General features: G+C 67.7%; 19 protein-coding genes and 1 riboswitch. Of the genes, 10 read left to right on the top strand and 9 right to left on the bottom strand.

Annotated features, from left to right (window positions below; genetic code table 11):
- Positions 1–116: 116 nt before the first annotated feature.
- Positions 117–1,139, bottom strand: coding sequence for an SDR family NAD(P)-dependent oxidoreductase (locus BLR03_RS02705; RefSeq protein ID WP_091249078.1), 1,023 nt, complete (start codon positions 1,137–1,139; stop codon positions 117–119).
- Between the two features lie 98 nt (positions 1,140–1,237).
- Complete coding sequence (gene moeB, locus BLR03_RS02700; protein ID WP_091249075.1) at positions 1,238–2,452, bottom strand: molybdopterin-synthase adenylyltransferase MoeB; 1,215 nt, start codon at positions 2,450–2,452, stop codon at positions 1,238–1,240.
- A gap of 135 nt (positions 2,453–2,587) precedes the next feature.
- Here moeB and BLR03_RS02695 point away from each other — a divergent pair, with 135 nt between their 5' ends.
- The 3 genes from BLR03_RS02695 (at position 2,588) to BLR03_RS02685 (ending at position 3,898) form a co-directional block, all read left to right on the top strand.
- Positions 2,588–3,253 (top strand): TetR/AcrR family transcriptional regulator, encoded by a 666-nt coding sequence (locus BLR03_RS02695; RefSeq protein ID WP_091249072.1) that lies wholly within the window; start codon positions 2,588–2,590, stop codon positions 3,251–3,253.
- 61 nt (positions 3,254–3,314) lie between these two features.
- The gene (locus BLR03_RS02690) at positions 3,315–3,539 is read left to right on the top strand and encodes a DUF3107 domain-containing protein (RefSeq protein ID WP_091249068.1); all 225 of its coding nucleotides are present in this window, start codon (positions 3,315–3,317) and stop codon (positions 3,537–3,539) included.
- 56 nt (positions 3,540–3,595) lie between these two features.
- On the top strand, positions 3,596–3,898 hold the full coding sequence (locus BLR03_RS02685; protein WP_091249065.1) for a hypothetical protein: 303 nt from the start codon (positions 3,596–3,598) through the stop codon (positions 3,896–3,898).
- A gap of 261 nt (positions 3,899–4,159) precedes the next feature.
- Here BLR03_RS02685 and BLR03_RS02680 read toward each other — a convergent pair whose 3' ends face one another.
- The 4 genes from BLR03_RS02680 to thiO form a co-directional block, all read right to left on the bottom strand.
- Positions 4,160–4,393: a hypothetical protein gene (locus BLR03_RS02680; RefSeq protein WP_091249062.1), complete on the bottom strand. Its 234-nt coding sequence runs from the start codon at positions 4,391–4,393 to the stop codon at positions 4,160–4,162.
- 147 nt (positions 4,394–4,540) lie between these two features.
- Positions 4,541–5,365 (bottom strand): thiazole synthase, encoded by an 825-nt coding sequence (locus tag BLR03_RS02675; RefSeq protein WP_302846563.1) that lies wholly within the window; start codon positions 5,363–5,365, stop codon positions 4,541–4,543.
- 5 nt (positions 5,366–5,370) lie between these two features.
- Entirely contained in the window at positions 5,371–5,607 is a 237-nt protein-coding gene (thiS, locus tag BLR03_RS02670) for a sulfur carrier protein ThiS (protein WP_091249059.1), read from the bottom strand.
- Positions 5,604–6,935: a glycine oxidase ThiO gene (thiO, locus tag BLR03_RS02665; RefSeq protein WP_091249057.1), complete on the bottom strand. Its 1,332-nt coding sequence runs from the start codon at positions 6,933–6,935 to the stop codon at positions 5,604–5,606. The genes thiS and thiO overlap by 4 nt, the downstream gene beginning before the upstream one ends.
- A riboswitch (TPP riboswitch) is annotated at positions 6,929–7,049 on the bottom strand. (Overlaps the previous gene by 7 nt.)
- A gap of 26 nt (positions 7,050–7,075) precedes the next feature.
- Between thiO and thiE the strand changes: the two genes are divergently transcribed.
- Complete coding sequence (gene thiE / locus BLR03_RS02660) at positions 7,076–7,783, top strand: thiamine phosphate synthase (RefSeq protein ID WP_091249054.1); 708 nt, start codon at positions 7,076–7,078, stop codon at positions 7,781–7,783.
- A 34-nt stretch (positions 7,784–7,817) separates the two neighbouring features.
- Here the strand turns inward: thiE and BLR03_RS02655 are convergent, their stop codons facing one another.
- A complete protein-coding gene (locus tag BLR03_RS02655) occupies positions 7,818–8,489 on the bottom strand; it encodes a ferritin-like fold-containing protein (protein WP_091249051.1) in 672 nt (223 codons plus the stop codon).
- Between the two features lie 41 nt (positions 8,490–8,530).
- Between BLR03_RS02655 and BLR03_RS02650 the strand changes: the two genes are divergently transcribed.
- The 3 genes from BLR03_RS02650 (at position 8,531) to BLR03_RS02640 (ending at position 12,991) form a co-directional block, all read left to right on the top strand.
- Complete coding sequence (locus BLR03_RS02650; RefSeq protein ID WP_091249048.1) at positions 8,531–10,030, top strand: RNB domain-containing ribonuclease; 1,500 nt, start codon at positions 8,531–8,533, stop codon at positions 10,028–10,030.
- Between the two features lie 304 nt (positions 10,031–10,334).
- The gene (locus tag BLR03_RS02645) at positions 10,335–12,101 is read left to right on the top strand and encodes a DEAD/DEAH box helicase (RefSeq protein WP_091249046.1); all 1,767 of its coding nucleotides are present in this window, start codon (positions 10,335–10,337) and stop codon (positions 12,099–12,101) included.
- An 8-nt stretch (positions 12,102–12,109) separates the two neighbouring features.
- On the top strand, positions 12,110–12,991 hold the full coding sequence (locus BLR03_RS02640) for a DNA-methyltransferase (RefSeq protein WP_091249043.1): 882 nt from the start codon (positions 12,110–12,112) through the stop codon (positions 12,989–12,991).
- Between the two features lie 104 nt (positions 12,992–13,095).
- Here BLR03_RS02640 and BLR03_RS02635 read toward each other — a convergent pair whose 3' ends face one another.
- Positions 13,096–13,941 (bottom strand): PHP domain-containing protein, encoded by an 846-nt coding sequence (locus BLR03_RS02635; RefSeq protein ID WP_091249042.1) that lies wholly within the window; start codon positions 13,939–13,941, stop codon positions 13,096–13,098.
- A 135-nt stretch (positions 13,942–14,076) separates the two neighbouring features.
- Here BLR03_RS02635 and BLR03_RS02630 point away from each other — a divergent pair, with 135 nt between their 5' ends.
- Complete coding sequence (locus tag BLR03_RS02630; protein WP_091249039.1) at positions 14,077–15,660, top strand: aminopeptidase P family protein; 1,584 nt, start codon at positions 14,077–14,079, stop codon at positions 15,658–15,660.
- 144 nt (positions 15,661–15,804) lie between these two features.
- Here BLR03_RS02630 and BLR03_RS24300 read toward each other — a convergent pair whose 3' ends face one another.
- Entirely contained in the window at positions 15,805–16,677 is an 873-nt protein-coding gene (locus BLR03_RS24300) for a YflT domain-containing protein (RefSeq protein WP_091249038.1), read from the bottom strand.
- A 77-nt stretch (positions 16,678–16,754) separates the two neighbouring features.
- On the opposite strand from BLR03_RS24300, the gene BLR03_RS02620 reads away from it, so the two are divergent.
- Together BLR03_RS02620 and BLR03_RS02615 are read left to right on the top strand one after the other, a co-directional pair.
- A complete protein-coding gene (locus BLR03_RS02620; RefSeq protein WP_091249035.1) occupies positions 16,755–18,038 on the top strand; it encodes a magnesium transporter MgtE N-terminal domain-containing protein in 1,284 nt (427 codons plus the stop codon).
- 55 nt (positions 18,039–18,093) lie between these two features.
- Positions 18,094–18,828: a DUF1003 domain-containing protein gene (locus BLR03_RS02615; protein ID WP_254788131.1), complete on the top strand. Its 735-nt coding sequence runs from the start codon at positions 18,094–18,096 to the stop codon at positions 18,826–18,828.
- Positions 18,829–18,833 lie beyond the last annotated feature (5 nt).

The following is an 18,833-nucleotide window of genomic DNA, read 5'->3' as shown; positions in this document are numbered from 1 at the left end:
CTGCTGCCCCGCGGTGCTAGCTCGTGATGGCGACGCTCGTTGTTGCCCATTGGCTAGTTACCCAGTTGGGCCAGTTGCTTCCGGCAGCGCCACCAGGCTCACATCCCTTGGGCGGCTTACCCGGCGAACGCGTTAATTCCGGTCATGTCGGCCGACACCTGCCACAGCTGTGCGGCAGCCTCCCGGTCCACGGCATGGGCATCCACGCCCCTGATCCTCGCCTCTGGCGATCCCGGCACCGTGGGTTCGGCAATGTCGCAGTCCTCGCAGTAGACGCCGCCCATGCCTTCCAGGCCCGGTGACGTTGCGGCCCAGACCGAGGTGGCCGCACCTTGCGCCGGGGTCTTGAACCGGGCGTCGACGGTGCCGTTCTCATCCATCCAGCCCGCGGCGATCATTTCCTCGCGCGGCAGGTGCCGCTGCAGCTCCGTCATGATGCCGCCGGGATGCACGGCGAAGGCCCGCACGCCAAAGTCCCGACCCAGGGCGTCGAGCTGGACGGCGAAGAGCGCGTTGGCCGTCTTGGCCTGGCCGTAGGCCCGCCATTTGTCGTAGCCGGCGTCGAAGTTGATGTCATCGAAACGGATCCCCGAGAGCTTGTGCCCGGTGGAGGACAGCGAGACCACGCGGGCACCCTCCGCCGCGGTGAGCGCGGGCCACAGCAGGTTGGTGAGGGCATAGTGACCCAAGTGGTTTGTGGCGAACTGGGACTCCCAGCCGGGCCCCACCCGGTGCTCCGGACTTGCCATGATGGCCGCGTTGTTGATGAGGATGTCCAGGCTGCGCCGGGTGCCGGGTTCCGCGCCGGCCAGGAAGCCGGCGGCGAACTCCTTCACGCTGGCCTGGTCCGCAAGGTCCAGCTCGGCCACGCTGACATCGCCTCCGCGGGTTCCCGGCGTCAGCCCGGCCGCAGCGAGGACGTCGCGGGCGTGCTCCGGTCGTCGGGCCGGCACCACAACGGTGGCGCCGGCCGACGCCAGAGCCCGCACGGTCTCCAGGCCGAGCCCGGAGTAGCCGCCCGTGACCATCGCGGTCTTCCCGGTCAGGTCGATGCCGGCAACGACCTCGGCCGCCGTCGAATCCCGGCCGAAGCCGGAGCCAATCTTCTGCTGGGGCGTCAGGGTGTTTTCCTCGCTCATGACCAAGCCTTTCGCTGCAGGTGCCTTCGACAGGTAGTTGTTTTCAGGTGCCGTGGATGGACGGCCCGAAGGCCGCGACACCTGGGGGCCGGAAGTCCTCAGTACACCGGTTTCCCGGGTTCCACGTCGCGCACCCAGGCGAGGATGCCGCCTTCGAGGTGGCTGACGCGCTCGTACCCGGCCGCGCGGGCCGCGGCCAGGACGGCCGCGGAACGTGTTCCGGCCTTGCAGTGGAAGACGATTTCCGCGTCCTGGGGCAGGTCCTGCCACGCTTCGCCGGCCAGGATGCGGCCCTGCGGGATCAGCACCGAGCCCTCGATGCGGACGATCTCGTACTCCCCGCTCTCCCGCACGTCCACCAGGTGGAAGTCCTTGAGGCCGGCATTGCGCGAGGCCAGCATCGTGGCGAGCTGGGTCGCCGTCACGGTGTGTTCGGTGCCCGCATCCGCCGTGGGGGCGATCCCGCAGAACGCCTCGTAATCGGTGAGTTCCGTGATGCGCTCGGCTTCGGGGTCCCGGGCCACCTTGATCTCGCGCCAGGTGCCGCCCAGCGCGTCATAGAGCGCCAGCCGGCCCAGCAGGGACCGCCCGACGCCGGTGATCAGCTTGACGGCCTCGGTCACCATGAGCGATCCGACGGCGGCGCACAGCATGCCGAATACGCCGCCCTCCCCGCAGGACGGCACTGAACCGGCCGGCGGCGCCTCCGGGTAGAGGTCCCGGTAGGTGGGCCCGTGTTGTTCCCAAAAGACGCTGACCTGGCCGTCGAAGCGGAAGATCGATCCCCAGACGTAGGGCTTGCCGAGAATGGCGGCGGCATCGTTGACGAGGTAGCGGGTGGCGAAGTTGTCCGCGCCGTCGAGGATGAGGTCGTAGCCGGCGAAGAGCTCCAGGGCGTTGGATGCGTCGAGGCGGACGTTGTGGAGCCGGACGTCCACGAGCGGGTTCAGGGCCGCTATGGCGTCACGGGCGGACTCGATCTTGGGCCGGCCCACGTCCGCGATGCCGTGGATGATCTGCCGCTGGAGGTTGCTGAGGTCGACGTCGTCGTCATCGACAATGCCGAGGGTGCCGACCCCGGCGGCGGCGAGGTAGAGGAGGGCCGGAGAACCGAGGCCGCCGGCCCCAATCACCAGGACTTTCGCGTTCTTGAGCCGGCGCTGCCCGATTGCGCCGATTTCCGGAATGATCAGGTGCCGCGAGTAGCGTTCCACCTCGTCCGGGCTGAGATCCGTTGCCGGGTCAACCAGCGGTCCGGGCCGCGTATCCTGCTGCGTCTGTAGGGTTGCGGGGGCGGTGAACTTGGAGGCCATACTTCAATCTATGCCCGAAGATACCACCAGGTCATATTACCCGCGCGTAAAGTGTAGTTCAGTGCAATGTAGTTCAGTGCAATGCTGCTGAGTGTACTTGCGCGTTATTGGGTGAAGAGGGAAAGAAGGCCGACAGTGGTTCATCAGGCACCGGTGGAGCGGGACGAGACCGGCAAGCCGCCGGCCGGGCAGACGCGCAGCGGACAGCGCTCGGCACGTCTCCCCCGCGACGAACGCCGGGCGCAGCTCTTGGCGGCTGCGCAGGAAGTCTTCGTGGCGAACGGCTACCACGGTGCCGCCATGGATGAGATCGCCGAGACCGCCCATGTCAGCAAGCCTGTCCTGTACCAGCACTTCCCGTCCAAGCGGGACCTCTATCTGGCCCTGCTGGACAGCCATCTCAGCAAGCTGATCGAGCTCCTGCTGGGCGCCCTGAATTCCACCAGCGACAACGACGAGCGCGTCCAGGCGGTCATGCGCGCCTACTTCCGATTCATTGCCAACGACGACCAGGCACACCGGCTCGTCTTCGAATCGGACCTGATCAACGATCCCGACGTCAGCGCACGGTTGGAAACGTTCAACAAAACTTTTGCCGACGCCGTCGCGCGCGTGATCGCGGAGGACACCAAGCTGCCGGAACTCGAGGCCCAGCTCCTGGGCCGCGGACTCGCCGGAATGGCACACGTGAGTGCCCGGTACTGGCTGGAAACCGACGGGGACCTGGACCTCGATGTGGCGAGCGACCTCATCTACCGTTTAGCTTGGCGCGGAATCTCCCGCTTCCCCAAAGAGACCTAGACTACAACTAGAGATTGACCTTAGACATTTATTCGACTTTGACTGGCTGGGAGGCCCCCCTGTGGAAGTAAAGATTGGTATTCAGAACATCGGCCGCGAAATTGTGCTCGAATCGGCCCAAGACGCCGACGCCGTCGCCAAGGTGGTGGGCGACGCGATCGCCAAGGGCAGCGAGCTTCGGCTGACGGACGACAAGGGCCGCCTCGTCATCGTCCCCGCCAATGTGCTGGGTTACGTGGAAATCGGCGCAGAAGAGGCCCGCCGCGTCGGTTTCGGAGCCCTCTAGCACTGTTCTTCACTGCGGTTTCTGCACTGTCGTTTTCTTAGCCCGAGGGGTCCTGAATGCTTTCCCTGATTGTGGTCGCCATGGTCACCGTTGCTGTGGGCTTTGTTGTGTGGGCCAACGACAAGCGGCACACGAAGTACGGCATCAGCGTGCCGGCCGGAGTGGCTGCCTTCGTTGGCATGCTGAGCTGGATCATCTTCATGGCGGCCGGGTTCGGCTACCAGCCGGGCCTGACCTGGATTCCGTGGATCCTGCCGCTGATCCTGGGTGCCGCAGCCTCCGTCGCGGCCGTGGTGTACCTCGGCAGGACCCGGACCCGGCACGACACCGAGCGTCTCACCGCCATCCTGAAGCTTTAGCGGGTCCTCGCCGGCAGCGAGCAGGACGGGGCCCGCTCTCGGGCGAGTCCGGCCGTGTCCGTTCTCGTTAGGCCGGCACAGCCGGTTCCCCCGCGCAAACGTGACCACGTGCCCATTAGGGTGCGTGGCCATGTTGCGTTGAGGCGACGTCGGCGTCGGGGGCCCGCGCGCGGGGATGAAGCTTAAGTCCGGCTGGGCAGCGGGTGGGGTTCCAACGGTCTGACCCGCCACAGCGCCGGGAGTCCCTCGCAAGGGCAGAACTCAGGAGCCTGCTGGGCTGCGACGCGGTGGGAAGAAGATGCGTACAGGGAGCACGAGCCCGATCAACGCCCCGAAAAGGCCGAGTCCGGTCGAGGCGAGACCGTCCGCACGATACAAGGCAGCGTCCCCACCCATCGGAACGACCGCGACCACGACACCAAACACGAGGATGGCCAAGCTCACGATCGCGAGGCAGATCCAACCTATCTGCACCGTCAGCTTGATCGCGAGCACGACGTCACCTTACACCCCGCACGGGAATTGACGACCGTAGGAGCATCGTCGTAGGCGAACAGGGACAGGGATGGCCGGGGCCCGGCGACGGACAGCACTGGACCCCGACAGCCGGCCGCGCCAGCGACCGAAAGAGGAACGCGGGCGTTACAGGAACTCGGCCCGGCCTTCCATCGCCGACGACGCCAGCGCGTGCTCGCGCCGCGGGATCCTGCCGGCCGCTTTCGCCAGCCTGCCGGCGATGACGGCATGCTTAAAGGCCTCCCCCATGAGCGCGGGATTCTGGGCACGGGTCACGGCCGTGGCCAGCAGCACAGCGTCGCAGCCAAGTTCCATCGCCAGGGCCGCGTCCGAGGCCGTGCCGATTCCGGCGTCGAGCACCACGGGCACGGACGCCCGCGAGACGATCAGTTCGATGTTGTGGGGGTTCAGGATGCCCAGGCCGGTGCCGATCGGGGCGCCCAGCGGCATCACCGCCGTCGCCCCGAGGTTTTCGAGCCGCAGGGCCAGCACGGGGTCATCGTTGGTGTAGGCGAAGACCTTGAAGCCGCGGGCCACGAGCTGCTCAGTTGCGTCCACGAGTTCGACTGCGTCCGGCAGCAGGGTGTGCTCGTCGGCAATGACTTCGAGCTTGACCCAGTCCGTCTCCAGCGCCTCGCGGGCCAGTTCGGCCGTGAGTACGGCGTCCTTGGCGGTGAAGCAACCGGCAGTGTTCGGCAGTACGCGGATGTTGTGGTCCACGAGCAGCTGGAACAGCGATCCCGTTTCCGCCGGTGAATAGCGGCGCATCGCCACGGTGGTGAGTTCCGTCCCGGAGGCCAAAAGCGCTGCGCCCAGCCCGTCCAGGCTCGGCGCACCGCCGGTGCCCATGATGAGCCGGGATCCGAGCGTCACGCCGTCCACCACGAACGGATCGGCGAGGGCCCCGGCAGCCGGCAGGGCCGGCGATCCTGCAAGAGTCGTTTCGTTCATGCTGGTCATCCTCCCTGGACTGCCGTAACAAGTTCGACGTCGTCGCCGTCGGCGAGCGCGGTGGCGTGCCACTGGCTGCGGGGCACCACTTCAGAGTTGCGGGCCACCGCGACACCGAGCTTCTGCCCGTCGGCAGCCCGGCCGTCGGGGCCGATGCTCCGGCCCGTGAGCTGGCTGACGAGTGTGCTGACGGAGGCGCCGTCGGCGACGCTCTGCTCCGTTCCGTTGAGTCTGATGTTCATGCTGCTTCCTTGTTGGGGCTGTCCCCGGACGCATCCGGGGTGCGGGAGAAACGGTCGGGGCGGAACCCGGCCCAGCGCGGGTCCGGCGTACCGTCCATGAGTTGACGACAGACGACGGCGGCTGCCGGGGTCAGCAGGACGCCGTGCCGGAAGAATCCCGTGGCGATGATGAGGCCCGGGACGTCCCCGCCTTGCGGGCGCGAGACCCGCCCCAGCATCGGGGCGTTGTCCGGTGTGCCGGGGCGGGCGCGCGCCGTGGCTTCGAGCAGTTCCAGCTCGGCTACAGCGGGCACCAGCTGCTGGGCGTCACGGAGCAGCTGGTAGACGCCGCCGGCGGAAACAGCATGCGGATCCGACGGGCCGTCTTCGCGCTGGGTGGCGCCGATCACCACAGTGCCGTCCTGCCGCGGGACGATGTACACCGGCACCCCGCGCACCATGCCACGCACGGTGGCCGTAAGCAGTGGTTGCAGATGCGCGGGCACGCGGAGCCGAAGGATGTCGCCGTAGACCGGCCGCAGCGGGAGTTGCAGTCCGGCGGGCAGCCCGTCAAGGTTGGCGGCGCCGAGCCCGTTGGCGACCACGGTTTCGGCGGCCCGCACGGAACCGCCGCCCGCGAGCCGGACACCGGCGACGCGTCCGTCCTCCCACAGCAGCCCCACCGCGCGCCGACGGACGAAACGGCAGCGGCCCTCCGCGCCGAGCAGGCTGGTGAGCCGGGCAATCAGCATGCGGGGGTCCACTTGGTGGTCGGCCGGGATATCGAAAGCGCACGAGATGCCGGGGCTGAGCAAAGGCTCCCGACCACGGGCCTCACGCACGGTCAGGGGCTCCACGGTGAGGCCGGAGGCCTGCTGGACTTCCCTCAGGTCCGCGAGCGCGCGCCGGTCCGCCGCATCGGCACCGACTGCGAGGGTCGGCGTCGTCAGGTAACCGGTACCGGACGCTGCCCGGGATCCCGGTCCGGCGGCGGCACCGGCCCGGCTGTCGATCCCCGGACCGGCATCGATCCCGGCCACGAAGGCGGGCCACAGCCGGGAGGACTCAAGCATCAGTTCCAGGAGCTGTTCTTCCTGGTAGTGCAGTTCGCTGACGGGGGCCAGCATTCCGGCGGCGGCCCAACTGGCCCCGCTGCCGGGCGCGTCATCGATCACCACCACGGACCGGCCCGCACGGCTGGCCTCGAACGCGATGCCGTGGCCGATCACCCCGCCGCCGATCACCGCAACGTCAACGGTGAGGTCCTCTGCGAAACCGGGGTCCGTGTCACAAACCCGGGAAGCGGCGTCATCTGCGGCTTCGGCTTCACGGCTGGCTTTTGCATCCATAAAAAATTCCTTCCCTACGCCGGTACTAGCCGGATCAGGTCAAGCGGTCGGCTCTGACGCCCTCTCAGCCGTGCAGCGATGACGTGGCTGCTGCGGGCTCCCGCGGTATGCGCCCAGTTTAGAGGAACTAGGCTGGTGTCATGAGCCAGGACTCCCTCCACACCACCGCCCGCCTCTACTTGTGCACCGACGCCCGGCAGGACCGCGGCGACTTCGAGGACTTTGTGGACGCCGCATTCGCCGGCGGGGTGGACATCATCCAGTTGCGCGACAAGTCGCTTGAGGCGGCCGAGGAACTGGAACTCCTGGAGGTCCTGCACGCCGCAGCGCAGCGGCACGGACGGCTCTGGGCCGTCAATGACCGGGCGGACATCGCCTCCTTGTCCGGGTCTCCGGTGTTCCACATCGGGCAGAAGGATATTTCGCTCGACGCCGCCCGCGGCCTCCTCGGCAAGAACACCGTGGTCGGATTGTCCACCCACAGTCCGGAGCAGGTGGACGCCGCCATTGCATCCTCCCCCGGCCGCAAAGGACTCGACTACTTCTGCGTGGGACCCGTGTGGGCCACTCCCACCAAACCTGGACGCGCCGCCGTCGGCCTCGACCTGGTGCGTTACGCCGCCCAGGCGACCGGCCGGGCGGATGGGGAGGGAACCGGCAAGGTCGACGGCCGGGTCGAAAGCCTGTTGCCGTGGTTCGCGATCGGCGGCATCGACCTCGGCAATGTTGAGCAGGTCGTCGACGCCGGTGCCCGCCGGATCGTCGTGGTCAGGGCAATCACCGACGCCGATGATCCGGCCCACGCAGCCGGCGCACTGCTGGCGGCGCTGGACGCTGCCGATTCCTGAACAGGATCGTTCGGATTTCCGCCCGGAGGCGGTGCTACCCCGCGAGTCCCAGCGCGGCCATCCGGCGCGAGTGGTTTGTGGCGAGTTCAGCCGTCAGAGCCCTGACCAGTTCCCTGGCGCCGGCCTCGTCCAAGCCTGAGAGCCCGCCGAGGAAAGCGTGTTCGAGACTGACCCGCTGGGCCTGGGTCAGTGCCTCGCCCAGCAGGCGCCTGGCCCACAGCGCCAGGCGCGACGCCAGCCGCGGGTCATCGGCCAGGGCCGCCTTGAGCCGCTCCTGCAGCACGGCCGTGGCCTCCTCGGCGGACTGGATCTGCTCGATCAGTTCCCCCGTCGCGGCGTCGACATGCCGGGCGACGGCACGGTAGAAGTCCGCGGAGACGGTGTCGATCACGTAGGCCTTCATGAGGGATTCGTACCAGTCCGCCGGGCGCGTGCGCTCATGGAAGTGGTCCACGGACGGCTGGAACGGCAGCATGGCGGCCTCCGTGTCCAGGCCCATGGCCTCGAGCCTGGCCCGGACGAGTTCGTAGTGCTGGAACTCGACCACCGCGATCCTGCCCAGCACCGCACGGTCATGCAGCGTGGGTGAATAGCGGGCGTCCGAGGACAGCCGCTCGAAGGCCGAAAGCTCGCCGTACGCCATCACTCCCAGCAGATCCGTGAGGAAGCTGTTGTAGCGGGCAGGATCGTCCGGGGTTGGGCTCATAATCCAAGACTAATAGCGGAAATCGGGCTAACCTGATTTTCGTGTCCCATCATCGCCTGACCCCGAGTATCCACGAGCAGCAGAACCAGCTTGCCGGGGCTCTCAAGGCGTTGCGCACCACGCTGGAACTGCCCGGTCCGTTCCCCGAGGACGTGCTGCGTGACGCGCAGGCGGCGGTGGCCGAGCACAAGCTGCCGGACCTGGACTTCACCCATGTCGAGTTCGTGACGATCGATCCGGCGTCCTCCACCGACCTCGACCAGGCGCTGTTCATCGAGCGCAACGGCGAGGGCTACAACGTGCTTTACGCCATCGCCGATGTCCCGTCCTTCGTCGCTCCGGGAGGGGCGCTCGACGCCGAGACCCGCCGCCGCGGCCAGACCTTCTACACCCCGGACGGGCGGATCCCGCTGCATCCGGAGGTCATCAGCGAGGCTGCCGGTAGCCTGCTCGCCGGGCAGCTGTGCGCGGCATTTGTCTGGGAGTTCGAACTCGACGGCGCGGCGGAGGTGACCTCGGTGCTGGTGCGCCGGGCCCAGGTCCGCAGCCGCGCGAAGCTCAGCTACAAGGGTGTCCAGGCGGAGCTCGACGCCGGCACCGCAACGCCCATGCTGCAGCTGCTGAAGGAAGTGGGCATCAAGCGCGTGGAGCTGGAACGCCTCCGCGGCGGCGCGAGCCTGAACATGCCGGAACAGGAGATCCAGCAACTGCGCGACGGCGGCTACCGGATCGTGGCGGCCCCGCCGCTTCCGGTGGAGGACTGGAACGCCCAGATTTCCCTCATGACCGGGATGGCGGCGGCCGGGCTGATGCTTCGGGGCAAGGTCGGCATCCTGCGCACCATGCCAGCCCCGGACGAGGCGTCGCTGCGGCACTTCCACCGCCAGACCCACGCTCTCGGCAAGCCCTGGGACGGCGAAACGCCCTACGGCGAGTACCTGCGGACCCTCGACCCCACGGATCCCCGGCAGCTGGCCATTGTGCACTCGGCCGGCATGCTCTTCCGCGGGGCCGGCTACACGCCCTTCGACGGTACAGTGCCGCAGGCCGCCGTGCAGTCCGCCATCGGCGCGGCCTACGCCCACTCCACCGCGCCGCTGCGGCGGCTGATCGACCGCTTCGTGCTGGTGATCTGCGAGGCCCTGAGCAACGGCACCGAGGTTCCGTCCTGGGCCCGGGAAGCCCTGCCGTCCCTCCCCGCCATCATGGCCACTTCGGACCAGCTGGCCGCACGACTGGAGCGGCTCGCACTGGACACCGTGGAAGCAGCGCTGCTCGTCAACCACGTCGGCCAGGAGTTCGACGCCGTCGTGATCTCCGGCTCGAAACCGGCAAAAAGCGCCAGCGTCAGCGGCACCAGCAACGGGAACGGCGGCAAGTCCAACGGCAACGGGAACGGGCCGTCCGGAATCGTGCAGATCGCCGAGCCCGCGGTGACTGCACGGTGCCCCGGCGAGCTCGAACCGGGCACCCAGGTCCGGGTCCGGGTGGTGTCCTCGGACATCGCCACACGCGAAATCCGGCTGGAGCTGGTCGGCTGACGGACCGCCGCCCCGGTCCACTCCACGGCGCGATCGCGGCTCCAGTCGAGGATCCGGGCCTCGTACAGCTAGACTGGAGAGGTAGATATGGATGCCCGGTCGTTGATTTCCATGATTTTCGAATTCAACAAGCCCGCCCCTACGCGATCTTGAGATACACCCGCTGGTCCCCAGTGCCAGCATTTAGATAGCCCGCGATCGGCTTCCACTGGATTTGCTTGCGCGCCTGAGCGTGCTCCGGAACGGCCACGGCCGGCCCCGTTGAGCAAGCAGCGCAGCCCAAAATGAATAAGGAAACTCACCTGTGAGTGAATTGCACACGCACCAGCTTCTGACCGATGAGTCGGGCACGGAGACCATCGAGCCCGAAGAAACCATCATTTCGGACGAAAAGCCGCACGAGATTGCCGAAAAGACGTTCGCCGATTACAACGTCCGCGCGGACATTGTCGAGTCCTTGGCCGACGCCGGCATCACCCACCCCTTCCCGATCCAGGCAATGACGCTGCCGGTCGCCCTGGCCGGGCATGACATCATCGGCCAGGCCAAGACCGGCACGGGCAAAACCCTCGGCTTCGGCATCCCGGCGCTGCAGCGCGTCGTTGGCCGCGACGACGCCGGCTTCGACAAGCTGGCCGTGCCCGGCGCCCCGCAGGCCCTGGTGATCGTGCCCACCCGCGAACTCGCCGTCCAGGTCGCCAAGGACCTTGAGAACGCGGCCAAGAAGCGCAACGCCCGTATCGCCACCATTTACGGCGGCCGCGCCTACGAGCCGCAGGTCGATGCCCTGCAGAAGGGCGTCGAGATCGTCGTCGGCACCCCCGGCCGCCTGATCGACCTCTACAAGCAGAAACACCTCAGCCTGAAGAACGTCAAGATCGTCATCCTCGACGAGGCCGACGAAATGCTGGACCTCGGGTTCCTGCCGGACGTCGAAACCCTGATCGCCGGTACCCCCGCGGTCCGCCAGACGCTCCTGTTCTCGGCCACGATGCCCGGCCCTGTCATCGCCATGGCCCGGCGCTACATGACCCAGCCGACCCACATCCGCGCCGCGGACCCGGACGACGAAGGCCTCACCAAGCGCGACATCCGCCAGCTGATCTACCGTGCCCACAGCATGGACAAGGTCGAAGTTGTTGCCCGGATCCTGCAGGCCCGCGGACGCGGCCGCACCATCATCTTCACCAAGACCAAGCGCACCGCTGCCAAGGTGGCCGAGGAACTCGTGGACCGCGGTTTCGCGGCTGCCGCGATCCACGGCGACCTCGGCCAGGGCGCCCGCGAACAGGCGCTGCGCGCCTTCCGTAACAACAAGGTGGACGTCCTCGTGGCCACCGACGTCGCCGCCCGCGGCATCGACGTCGACGACGTCACGCACGTGATCAACTACCAGTGCGTCGAGGACGAGAAGATCTACCTGCACCGCGTCGGCCGCACCGGCCGCGCCGGCAACAAGGGCACCGCTGTGACCTTTGTCGACTGGGATGACATGCCGCGCTGGGGGCTCATCAACAAGGCCCTGGGCCTGAACTTCCCCGAACCCGTGGAAACTTACTCCTCCTCGCCGCACCTGTTCGAGGAACTCGACATCCCGGAGGGCACCAAGGGCCGCCTGCCCCGCGACAAGCGCGTGCTGGCCGGCGTCGACGCGGAGGTTCTCGAGGACCTCGGCGAGACCGGCAAGAAGAACACCCGCAGCAGCGCAAAGGACAGCGGAAGGGACGGCACCCGTGAGGGCAACCGCACCGGCGCCCGCGAAGGCAACCGCACCGCCAGCCGTGATGGCGCCCGTGAAGGCAGCCGCACCGGCAGCCGGGACACGCGCCGCAGCGGCGCCGAGGCAGGCGGACGCTCCGGCGACCGCCGCCGTCGTCCCGCCGACGCCGAAGCCGCTGCCGTTTCCACTGCCGGCGGACAGGGCCCCGAGGCTGCTGCCGGCGCCGCGCCGGCGAAGGCCCCGACCGAGGTGGACCGTGCAACCCGTGCGCGTCGCCGCACCCGTACGCGCCGCCGCAACGGTGAAGTAGTGGCCGGCGGCGACGCACAGCCGAGCGGCGCCGAGGCCTAATCCCCTCCATGACTGACACCGTCTGGGCGCCGGACGGCAGCAACCTGGTGGTTCACGCGGACAACGCGGAATACCTCCCCACGCTGCCGGACGGCGCCTTCACTCTGATTTACGTGGACCCGCCCTTCAACACCGGCCGGGTGCAGCGGCGCCAGGAAACCCGGATGGTCCTCAACGCCGACGGCGAGGGTGACCGCGTCGGGTTCAAGGGCCGGTCCTACGACACCATCAAGGGCGCGCTGCACAGCTACGACGACGCCTTCAGCGACTACTGGTCTTTCCTCGAGCCCCGGCTCGTGGAGGCCTGGCGGCTCCTGGCCGACGACGGCACCTTGTACCTGCACCTGGACTACCGCGAGGTGCACTACGCGAAGGTCATGCTGGACGCGATCTTCGGCCGCGAATGCTTCCTCAACGAGATCATCTGGGCGTACGACTACGGTGCACGCGCCAAGTACCGCTGGCCCACCAAGCACGACAACATCCTTGTCTACGTCAAGAACCCGGCGAAGTACCATTTCGACAGCGCCGAGGTGGACCGTGAGCCGTACATGGCGCCCGGTCTCGTCACCCCCGCCAAACGCGAGCTCGGCAAGCTCCCCACAGACGTGTGGTGGCACACGATCGTCTCGCCCACGGGCAAGGAAAAGACCGGCTACCCGACGCAGAAGCCGGAAGGCCTCATCCGGCGCGTGGTCGCGGCCTCAAGCCGGCCGGGCGACTGGTGCCTGGACTTCTTCGCCGGTTCCGGCACGCTCGGCGCCGTGGCTGCGAAGCTGGAGCGCAGGTTCGTGTGCGTGGACCAGAATCAGGCGGCCGTCGACGTGATGGCCAAACGACTGGACGCCAAAGCGCAGTTCACCGCGTTCCCGCCGGACCCCGGGGCCTGACCGGCGGTCCCAGCCGCCTTTCGTCGCGATGCGCCATCACTTGTGGCGGCTAACCGGGCCTCTGAGCGACCACAAGTGATAGCGCAATCAGGTTCGGGAAGGACTCAGCGCACCACGGCGGAGCCGGTGCCCAGTTCCTCGATCCGGGCAAAGACTTCGGGCGAGGTCAGGTTTTCCCCGAGCAGGTTCGGCTTCCCGGCGCCGTGGTAGTCCGAGGACCCGGTGACCAGCAGGCCGTACCGTTCGGCGATGCGGCGCAGGAACACCCTGCCCTCTTCGGGATTGTCGCGGTGGTAGATTTCCAGGCCGGCCAGCCCGGCGTCGATCATTTCCCGGTACGTCCCCTCCCCCACGATCCGTCCGCGGGCGGACGCGACGGGGTGCGCAAAAACCGGCACGCCACCGGCGTCCCGGACCAGTTCGACGGCGAGCGCCGGATCCGGCGCGTAGTGCTGGACCCAGTAGCGCGAGTGTGAGGTAAGGATGGAGTTGAAGGCCTCGGCACGGTCCTCCACCACGCCGGCGGCCACGAGGGCGTCAGCGATGTGCGGGCGGCCGAGGGTGGCGCCCGGCGCGACGTGGTGGATCACGTCGTCCCATGTCAGCGGGTAGTCCTCGGCCAGCAGGGTGACCATCTTTTGGGCCCTCGTGTGCCGAGCCTCCTTGGCCTTGGTGATTTCCTCAAGGAGTCCGGGGTGGGCCGGGTCATGCAGGTAGCTCAGCAGGTGGACGCTGATGCCTTCCCTGGTCCGGCAGGAGATCTCCATGCCCGGGACCAGGGCGACCCCCGATTTCCGGGCCGCGACGGCGGCCTCCGCCCACCCGTCGGTCGAGTCGTGATCGGTCAGCGCGACGACGTCCAGCCCGGCACCGGCAGCGGACTCAACGACGTCGGCCGGCGCCTGGGTGCCGTCGGAAACGTTCGAGTGCGCATGCAGGTCAATTCTCACCTCACCAGCCTAGTAGATGGCCCGGTCCAAAGCCCCGGCTCCGCGCGTCTATACCCTTCGCCCGCGCGTTGGAGTTGCCGTGCAGCGGGAGCGCGCCGTTGGCCTAAGCCGCGGCGCTGGTGAGACTATTGGACGGTGAACGATGCAGATAACACCCAAGTCTCCGCTTCCCAGCCCCTCGAAGAGCGCGTCAACAACCGCTCGCAGCGGCCCAGTTCCGACGCTTTCAAGGCTTTTATGGCCAGCAACTGGGCGCCGGCCACGCAGCAACTCCCCGAGCGGGACGCCGTCGCCGGCCACGCAGCAGCCCGGCGCCGCGCCATATCAGGCCAGTTCAAAGGTGAACGCCTGGTCATCCCTGCCGGCCCGCTTAAGGTCCGCTCGAACGACTGCGACTACCGCTTCCGGCCGCACTCGGCCTTCGCGCACCTCACCGGCCTCGGCGTGGACCACGAGCCCGATGCGGTCCTGATCCTGGAGCCGGTGGCCGAGGGTACGGGCGACGACGGCGGCAACCACCACGCCACGCTGTACTTCCGCCCGCTGGCCGGCCGCGACACCGAGCAGTTCTACGCCGACTCCCGCTCCGGGGAGTTCTGGATCGGCGCACGCCCCACCCTGGCCGAGTTCAAGGCCCGGCTCGGGCTGGACACCGCGGACATCAGCGAACTCGAACTCGCCATCACCAAGAACGTCGGTGCGCCCGAGATCGGCGGCATCTCCATCCGGCTGGTCCGCAAGGTAGACGAGAACATCGACGCGCTCGTGGACACCGCCCGCTACAACACGGCCAAGGATCCTGACAACCTTGACCTGAGCGTCCTCGATGCCCTGGACGAGAAGCTCAGCGAGGCCCTCTCCGAGCTGCGCCTGCTGAAGGACGAGTGGGAAATCGAACAGATGAAGACCGCCGTGGCCGCCACCGTGGCAGGCTTCACGGAGGTCGTCAAGGCACTCCCGCGGGCGCTGACCCACCACCGCGGCGAACGGGTCGTCGAAGGGGCGTTCTTCGCCCGGGCCCGCGAGGACGGCAATGAACTCGGCTACGACACCATCGCCGCGTCCGGCAACAACGCCACCATCCTGCACTGGACCCGGAACACCGGAAAGATCGCCGCCGGTGAACTGCTGCTCCTGGACGCCGGCGTCGAGGCCGATTCCCTGTACACGGCCGACGTCACCCGCACCTTGCCGGCCAACGGCAAGTTCACCGAGATCCAGCGCAAGGTCTATGAGGCAGTGCTCGACGCCGCCGACGCCGGCTTCGCGGCCGCCCAGCCCGGCACCAAATTCCGGGACATCCACACCGCAGCCACCACCGTACTGGCGGAGCGGCTCGCCGAATGGGGCCTCCTGCCCGTCTCCGTAGAGGAAGCCGTCAGCACCGAAGGGCAGCAGCACCGTCGGTGGATGCCGCACGGCACGAGCCACCACCTCGGCCTGGACGTCCACGACTGCGCGCAGGCAAAGCGGGATCTGTACCTCGACGGCGTGCTCACACCTGGAATGGTGTTTACGATCGAACCCGGCCTGTACTTCAAGAACGAGGACATCGGCATCCCCGAGGAATACCGCGGCATCGGTGTCCGGATCGAGGATGACATCCTCATGACGGCCGACGGCCCGGTCAACCTCAGCGCTGCGTTGCCGCGCAAGGTGGACGACGTCGAGTCCTGGATGGCGGGCATCTACCTGGAATTCGACGGCCAGACGCCGTAACGTCCGTCCGGCAGACGAGCCGAAGAAGCACAGGAAAGGGAGGGTCCTTGGGACCCTCCCTTTCCTGCGTCTGCAGCTTCTTGTGAAGCTTATATCGCGGCTTGCCTCGCGCAGGCTTCTTCTGAAGCCTTCTTCTGCCCCGAGTTAGTGCTGCTGGCCGTCGTGGCCCGGCGCGGGCTTGTCGCTGTCCGTGACCCTGACCCCGTACTGCGGGCGGCCGTCCGGGAGGTCGGGGTAGGTCACGCCGGAGACCCGGCCTGCCGGGCGGGCCGGCTCTTCCTCCGTGCCGGGGGCCGCCGGGGCGTGGCCCGGGGTCCCGGCCTGCTGGGGCTGACCGCCCTGGTACGGTCCGGCCGGCTCACTGCCGGGCTCCGGCGTCCTCTGGCCGTAGGGATCGTTCCAGCCCGCCGGGCGCTGGGGTGCCTGGCCCAGGTGGCCTGGCTGCTGCGGGCCCGGCTGCTGCGGGTTGTGCTGCTGGGGTTCCTGCTGCCGGTAGCCGGACGCGTCATGCGGCGTCATGGGCAACTGGTGGAGCAGGCGCCGCGCTTCGCCGGCAGCCTCGAAGGAGACCACCACGTCATAGTTGGTCGCCACCACCTGGCTGGTTGAGGTGAAGTCGCGCTTGCCGCGCTGCATGGCGTAGGTGACGATGCCAAACAGCATGAAGAATGCGGCGCCCATCAGCACCGACGTCACAATCGAGAAATACCCGGGGGTCGTGGAGAAGAACGAGAGCATGACGCCGACGAAAAGGCCGAACCACATGCCGCTGAGGGCGCCGGACAAGGCGACACGCGGGTAGGTCAGGCGGCCGGTCACCCGCTCGACCATCTTCAGATCGTTGCCCACGATCGACACCATCTGCACGGGGAACTGCTGGTCAGCCAGGTAGTCCACCGCCTTCTGGGCATCCAGGTAGGAGTTGTAGGAACCGACGACGTCGCCTCGCGGGACGGCGCGGGCCTCGTCCGAGCCATTGGGGGCACCGGCCCTGGGAGCACCAAAAATGTTTGACATATGCCCATTCTCACCCATCCGGCTGGTATACGGCTGGAAATTCAGCTAAAAGAGAGCAGACTGGGTAGCCTGTATAAGTGAGCACGAATCTTACGCGGGTGTTTGTCGCGCGCCTCCTCGGACTGGACGTCTTTGACCCACTGGGCGACCGTCTGGGACGGCTGCGCGATGTCGTGGTGCTCTCCCGCGGAACCAGAGGCGCCCCGCACGTGGTGGGCATCGTCGTCGAAGTCCCCGGGAAGAAGCGCGTGTTTGTGCCGATGACCCGGATTACGTCCATCGACCAGACCCAGATCATCTGCACCGGACTGGTCAATCTGCGCCGCTTCGAACAGCGTGGTGCGGAAACCCTTGTGGTCGCTGAAATGTTCGACCGCCGGGTGACCCTCGCGGACGGCAGCGGAGACGCGACCATCGAGGACATCGCCATGGACAAGCACCGCTCGGGCGACTGGTTCGTGAGCAAGCTTTTCGTACGCCGCGGCCACTCCCTCTCACCGCTGAGCCGGCTGCGCCGCAACGAAACCATGATCATCGACTGGGCCGATGCCCAGCAGGGCGCCAAGACCGAGCCCCAGGCCGCCACCCAGTTCGTGGCGACTCACGAGGACCTCAAGCCGGCCGACTTCGCCGAAGCACTCCAGGAAATGAGCGACAAACGCCGCTTCGAGGTCGCCAGTGAGCTCCAGGACGAACGGCTCGCCGATGTCCTGCAGGAGATGCCCGAAGGCGATCAGGTGGAGATCCTCTCCGCGCTGGACATCAACCGCGCCGCCGACGTCCTGGAGGAAATGGATCCCGACGACGCCGCCGACCTCCTCGCCGAACTTCCCAGCGCGCAGGCCGAGGAACTCCTGCAGCTGATGGAACCCGAAGGCGCCGAGGACGTCCGCCGCCTGCTCGAATACGACGAGGACACCGCCGGCGGCCTCATGACGCCGGTTCCGGTGATCCTTCCCCCGGAGGCAACCGTCGCCGAGGCACTCGCCCACGTCCGCCGGGAGGAACTCTCCCCCGCGCTGGCGTCCTCGATCTTCGTTGCCCGTCCGCCGCTGGAAACGCCCACCGGGCGATTCCTCGGCGTCGTGCATATCCAGCAGCTGCTGCGCTACCCGCCGCCCGAGCCGCTGGGAAACCTCGTGGACAAGAGCCTGGAACCGGTTTCCGACCAGGCCCATATCAGTGAGGTGGCCCGGGCATTGGCCACCTACAACCTCAATTCGCTCCCCGTGGTCAACTCGGACGGACGACTTGTGGGGGCGGTGACTGTTGACGACGTGCTTGATCACCTGTTGCCGGACGACTGGCGCGCCCACGAGGACGACGCCCCGATAAGGAAGCTTGGAGGCCGCATTGGCTGATCCCACCGCACCCCGGACCTCCAACGTCCGCCCCGGCAGCAGGACTTCCGGCGGCCTGGACACGCCCCTCAGCGGCCGGCAACGTATCCTGCCCAACTTCCGTCCCGACCCGGACGCCTTCGGCCATGCCACGGAAGGCTTCGCCCGCTTCATGGGCACCCCGCAGTTCCTGCTCTACATGACCGTGTTCTGTGTCTTCTGGCTGGGCTGGAACACGTGGGCCCCGGTTGAATGGCAGTTCGACTCACGGGCACTGGGCTTCACCCTGCTGACCCTCATGCTGTCCCTCCAGGCCTCCTACGCCGCTCCCCTGCTGCTGCTCGCGCAGAACCGCCAGGACGACCGGGACAAGGTCTCGCTCCAGCAGGACCGGCAACGGGCTGAGCGCAATCTCTCCGACACCGAGTACCTGACCCGGGAACTTGCGTCCCTGCGTATCGCGCTGCGCGAGGTCGCCACCCGCGACTACGTCCGCGCCGAGCTGCGCAGCCTGCTGGAGGACATGCTGGAGGCGCAGGAGGAACTGCGCACGCATGATCCTTCTGCCGGCGCCCACGAGACGCCGCGGGACAAGGTCAAGGAGAAGCTGAAGGAGCGTCGCGACAAGCAGCGCGGGCCCCGGACCCAGCAGATCCCCCGCGTCAAGACCGGCGGCAAGCGGGACACCGCGCAGGAGGACCGGAAAGCGAACCCGCCGTTGAACCCCTCCGCGAACCCGCCGTCGAGCCTCACTGCCGATGCCGCCGACCCCGCCCGCCTGCCTGCACACCGCACCTTCCCCGAAAGCTGAGCATC

Origin of the sequence: Arthrobacter sp. ok909, from assembly GCF_900104405.1 — a bacterium.
Lineage (GTDB): Bacteria > Actinomycetota > Actinomycetes > Actinomycetales > Micrococcaceae > Arthrobacter > Arthrobacter humicola.
This window is presented reverse-complemented; position numbering and strand designations above follow the sequence as displayed.

What these genes read in the sequence shown, in the direction of transcription:
- moeB (WP_091249075.1), bottom strand. Translation starts at nt 2,452, where the DNA reads ATGGCCTCCAAGTTCACCGCCCCCGCAACCCTACAGACGCAGCAGGAT.
- thiO (WP_091249057.1), bottom strand. Translation starts at nt 6,935, where the DNA reads ATGGATGCAAAAGCCAGCCGTGAAGCCGAAGCCGCAGATGACGCCGCT.
- BLR03_RS02655 (WP_091249051.1), bottom strand. Translation starts at nt 8,489, where the DNA reads ATGAGCCCAACCCCGGACGATCCTGCCCGCTACAACAGCTTCCTCACG.
- BLR03_RS02640 (WP_091249043.1), top strand. Translation starts at nt 12,110, where the DNA reads ATGACTGACACCGTCTGGGCGCCGGACGGCAGCAACCTGGTGGTTCAC.
- BLR03_RS24300 (WP_091249038.1), bottom strand. Translation starts at nt 16,677, where the DNA reads ATGTCAAACATTTTTGGTGCTCCCAGGGCCGGTGCCCCCAATGGCTCG.
- BLR03_RS02705 (WP_091249078.1), bottom strand. Translation starts at nt 1,139, where the DNA reads ATGAGCGAGGAAAACACCCTGACGCCCCAGCAGAAGATTGGCTCCGGC.
- thiE (WP_091249054.1), top strand. Translation starts at nt 7,076, where the DNA reads ATGAGCCAGGACTCCCTCCACACCACCGCCCGCCTCTACTTGTGCACC.
- thiS (WP_091249059.1), bottom strand. Translation starts at nt 5,607, where the DNA reads ATGAACATCAGACTCAACGGAACGGAGCAGAGCGTCGCCGACGGCGCC.
- BLR03_RS02685 (WP_091249065.1), top strand. Translation starts at nt 3,596, where the DNA reads ATGCTTTCCCTGATTGTGGTCGCCATGGTCACCGTTGCTGTGGGCTTT.
- BLR03_RS02675 (WP_302846563.1), bottom strand. Translation starts at nt 5,365, where the DNA reads ATGAACGAAACGACTCTTGCAGGATCGCCGGCCCTGCCGGCTGCCGGG.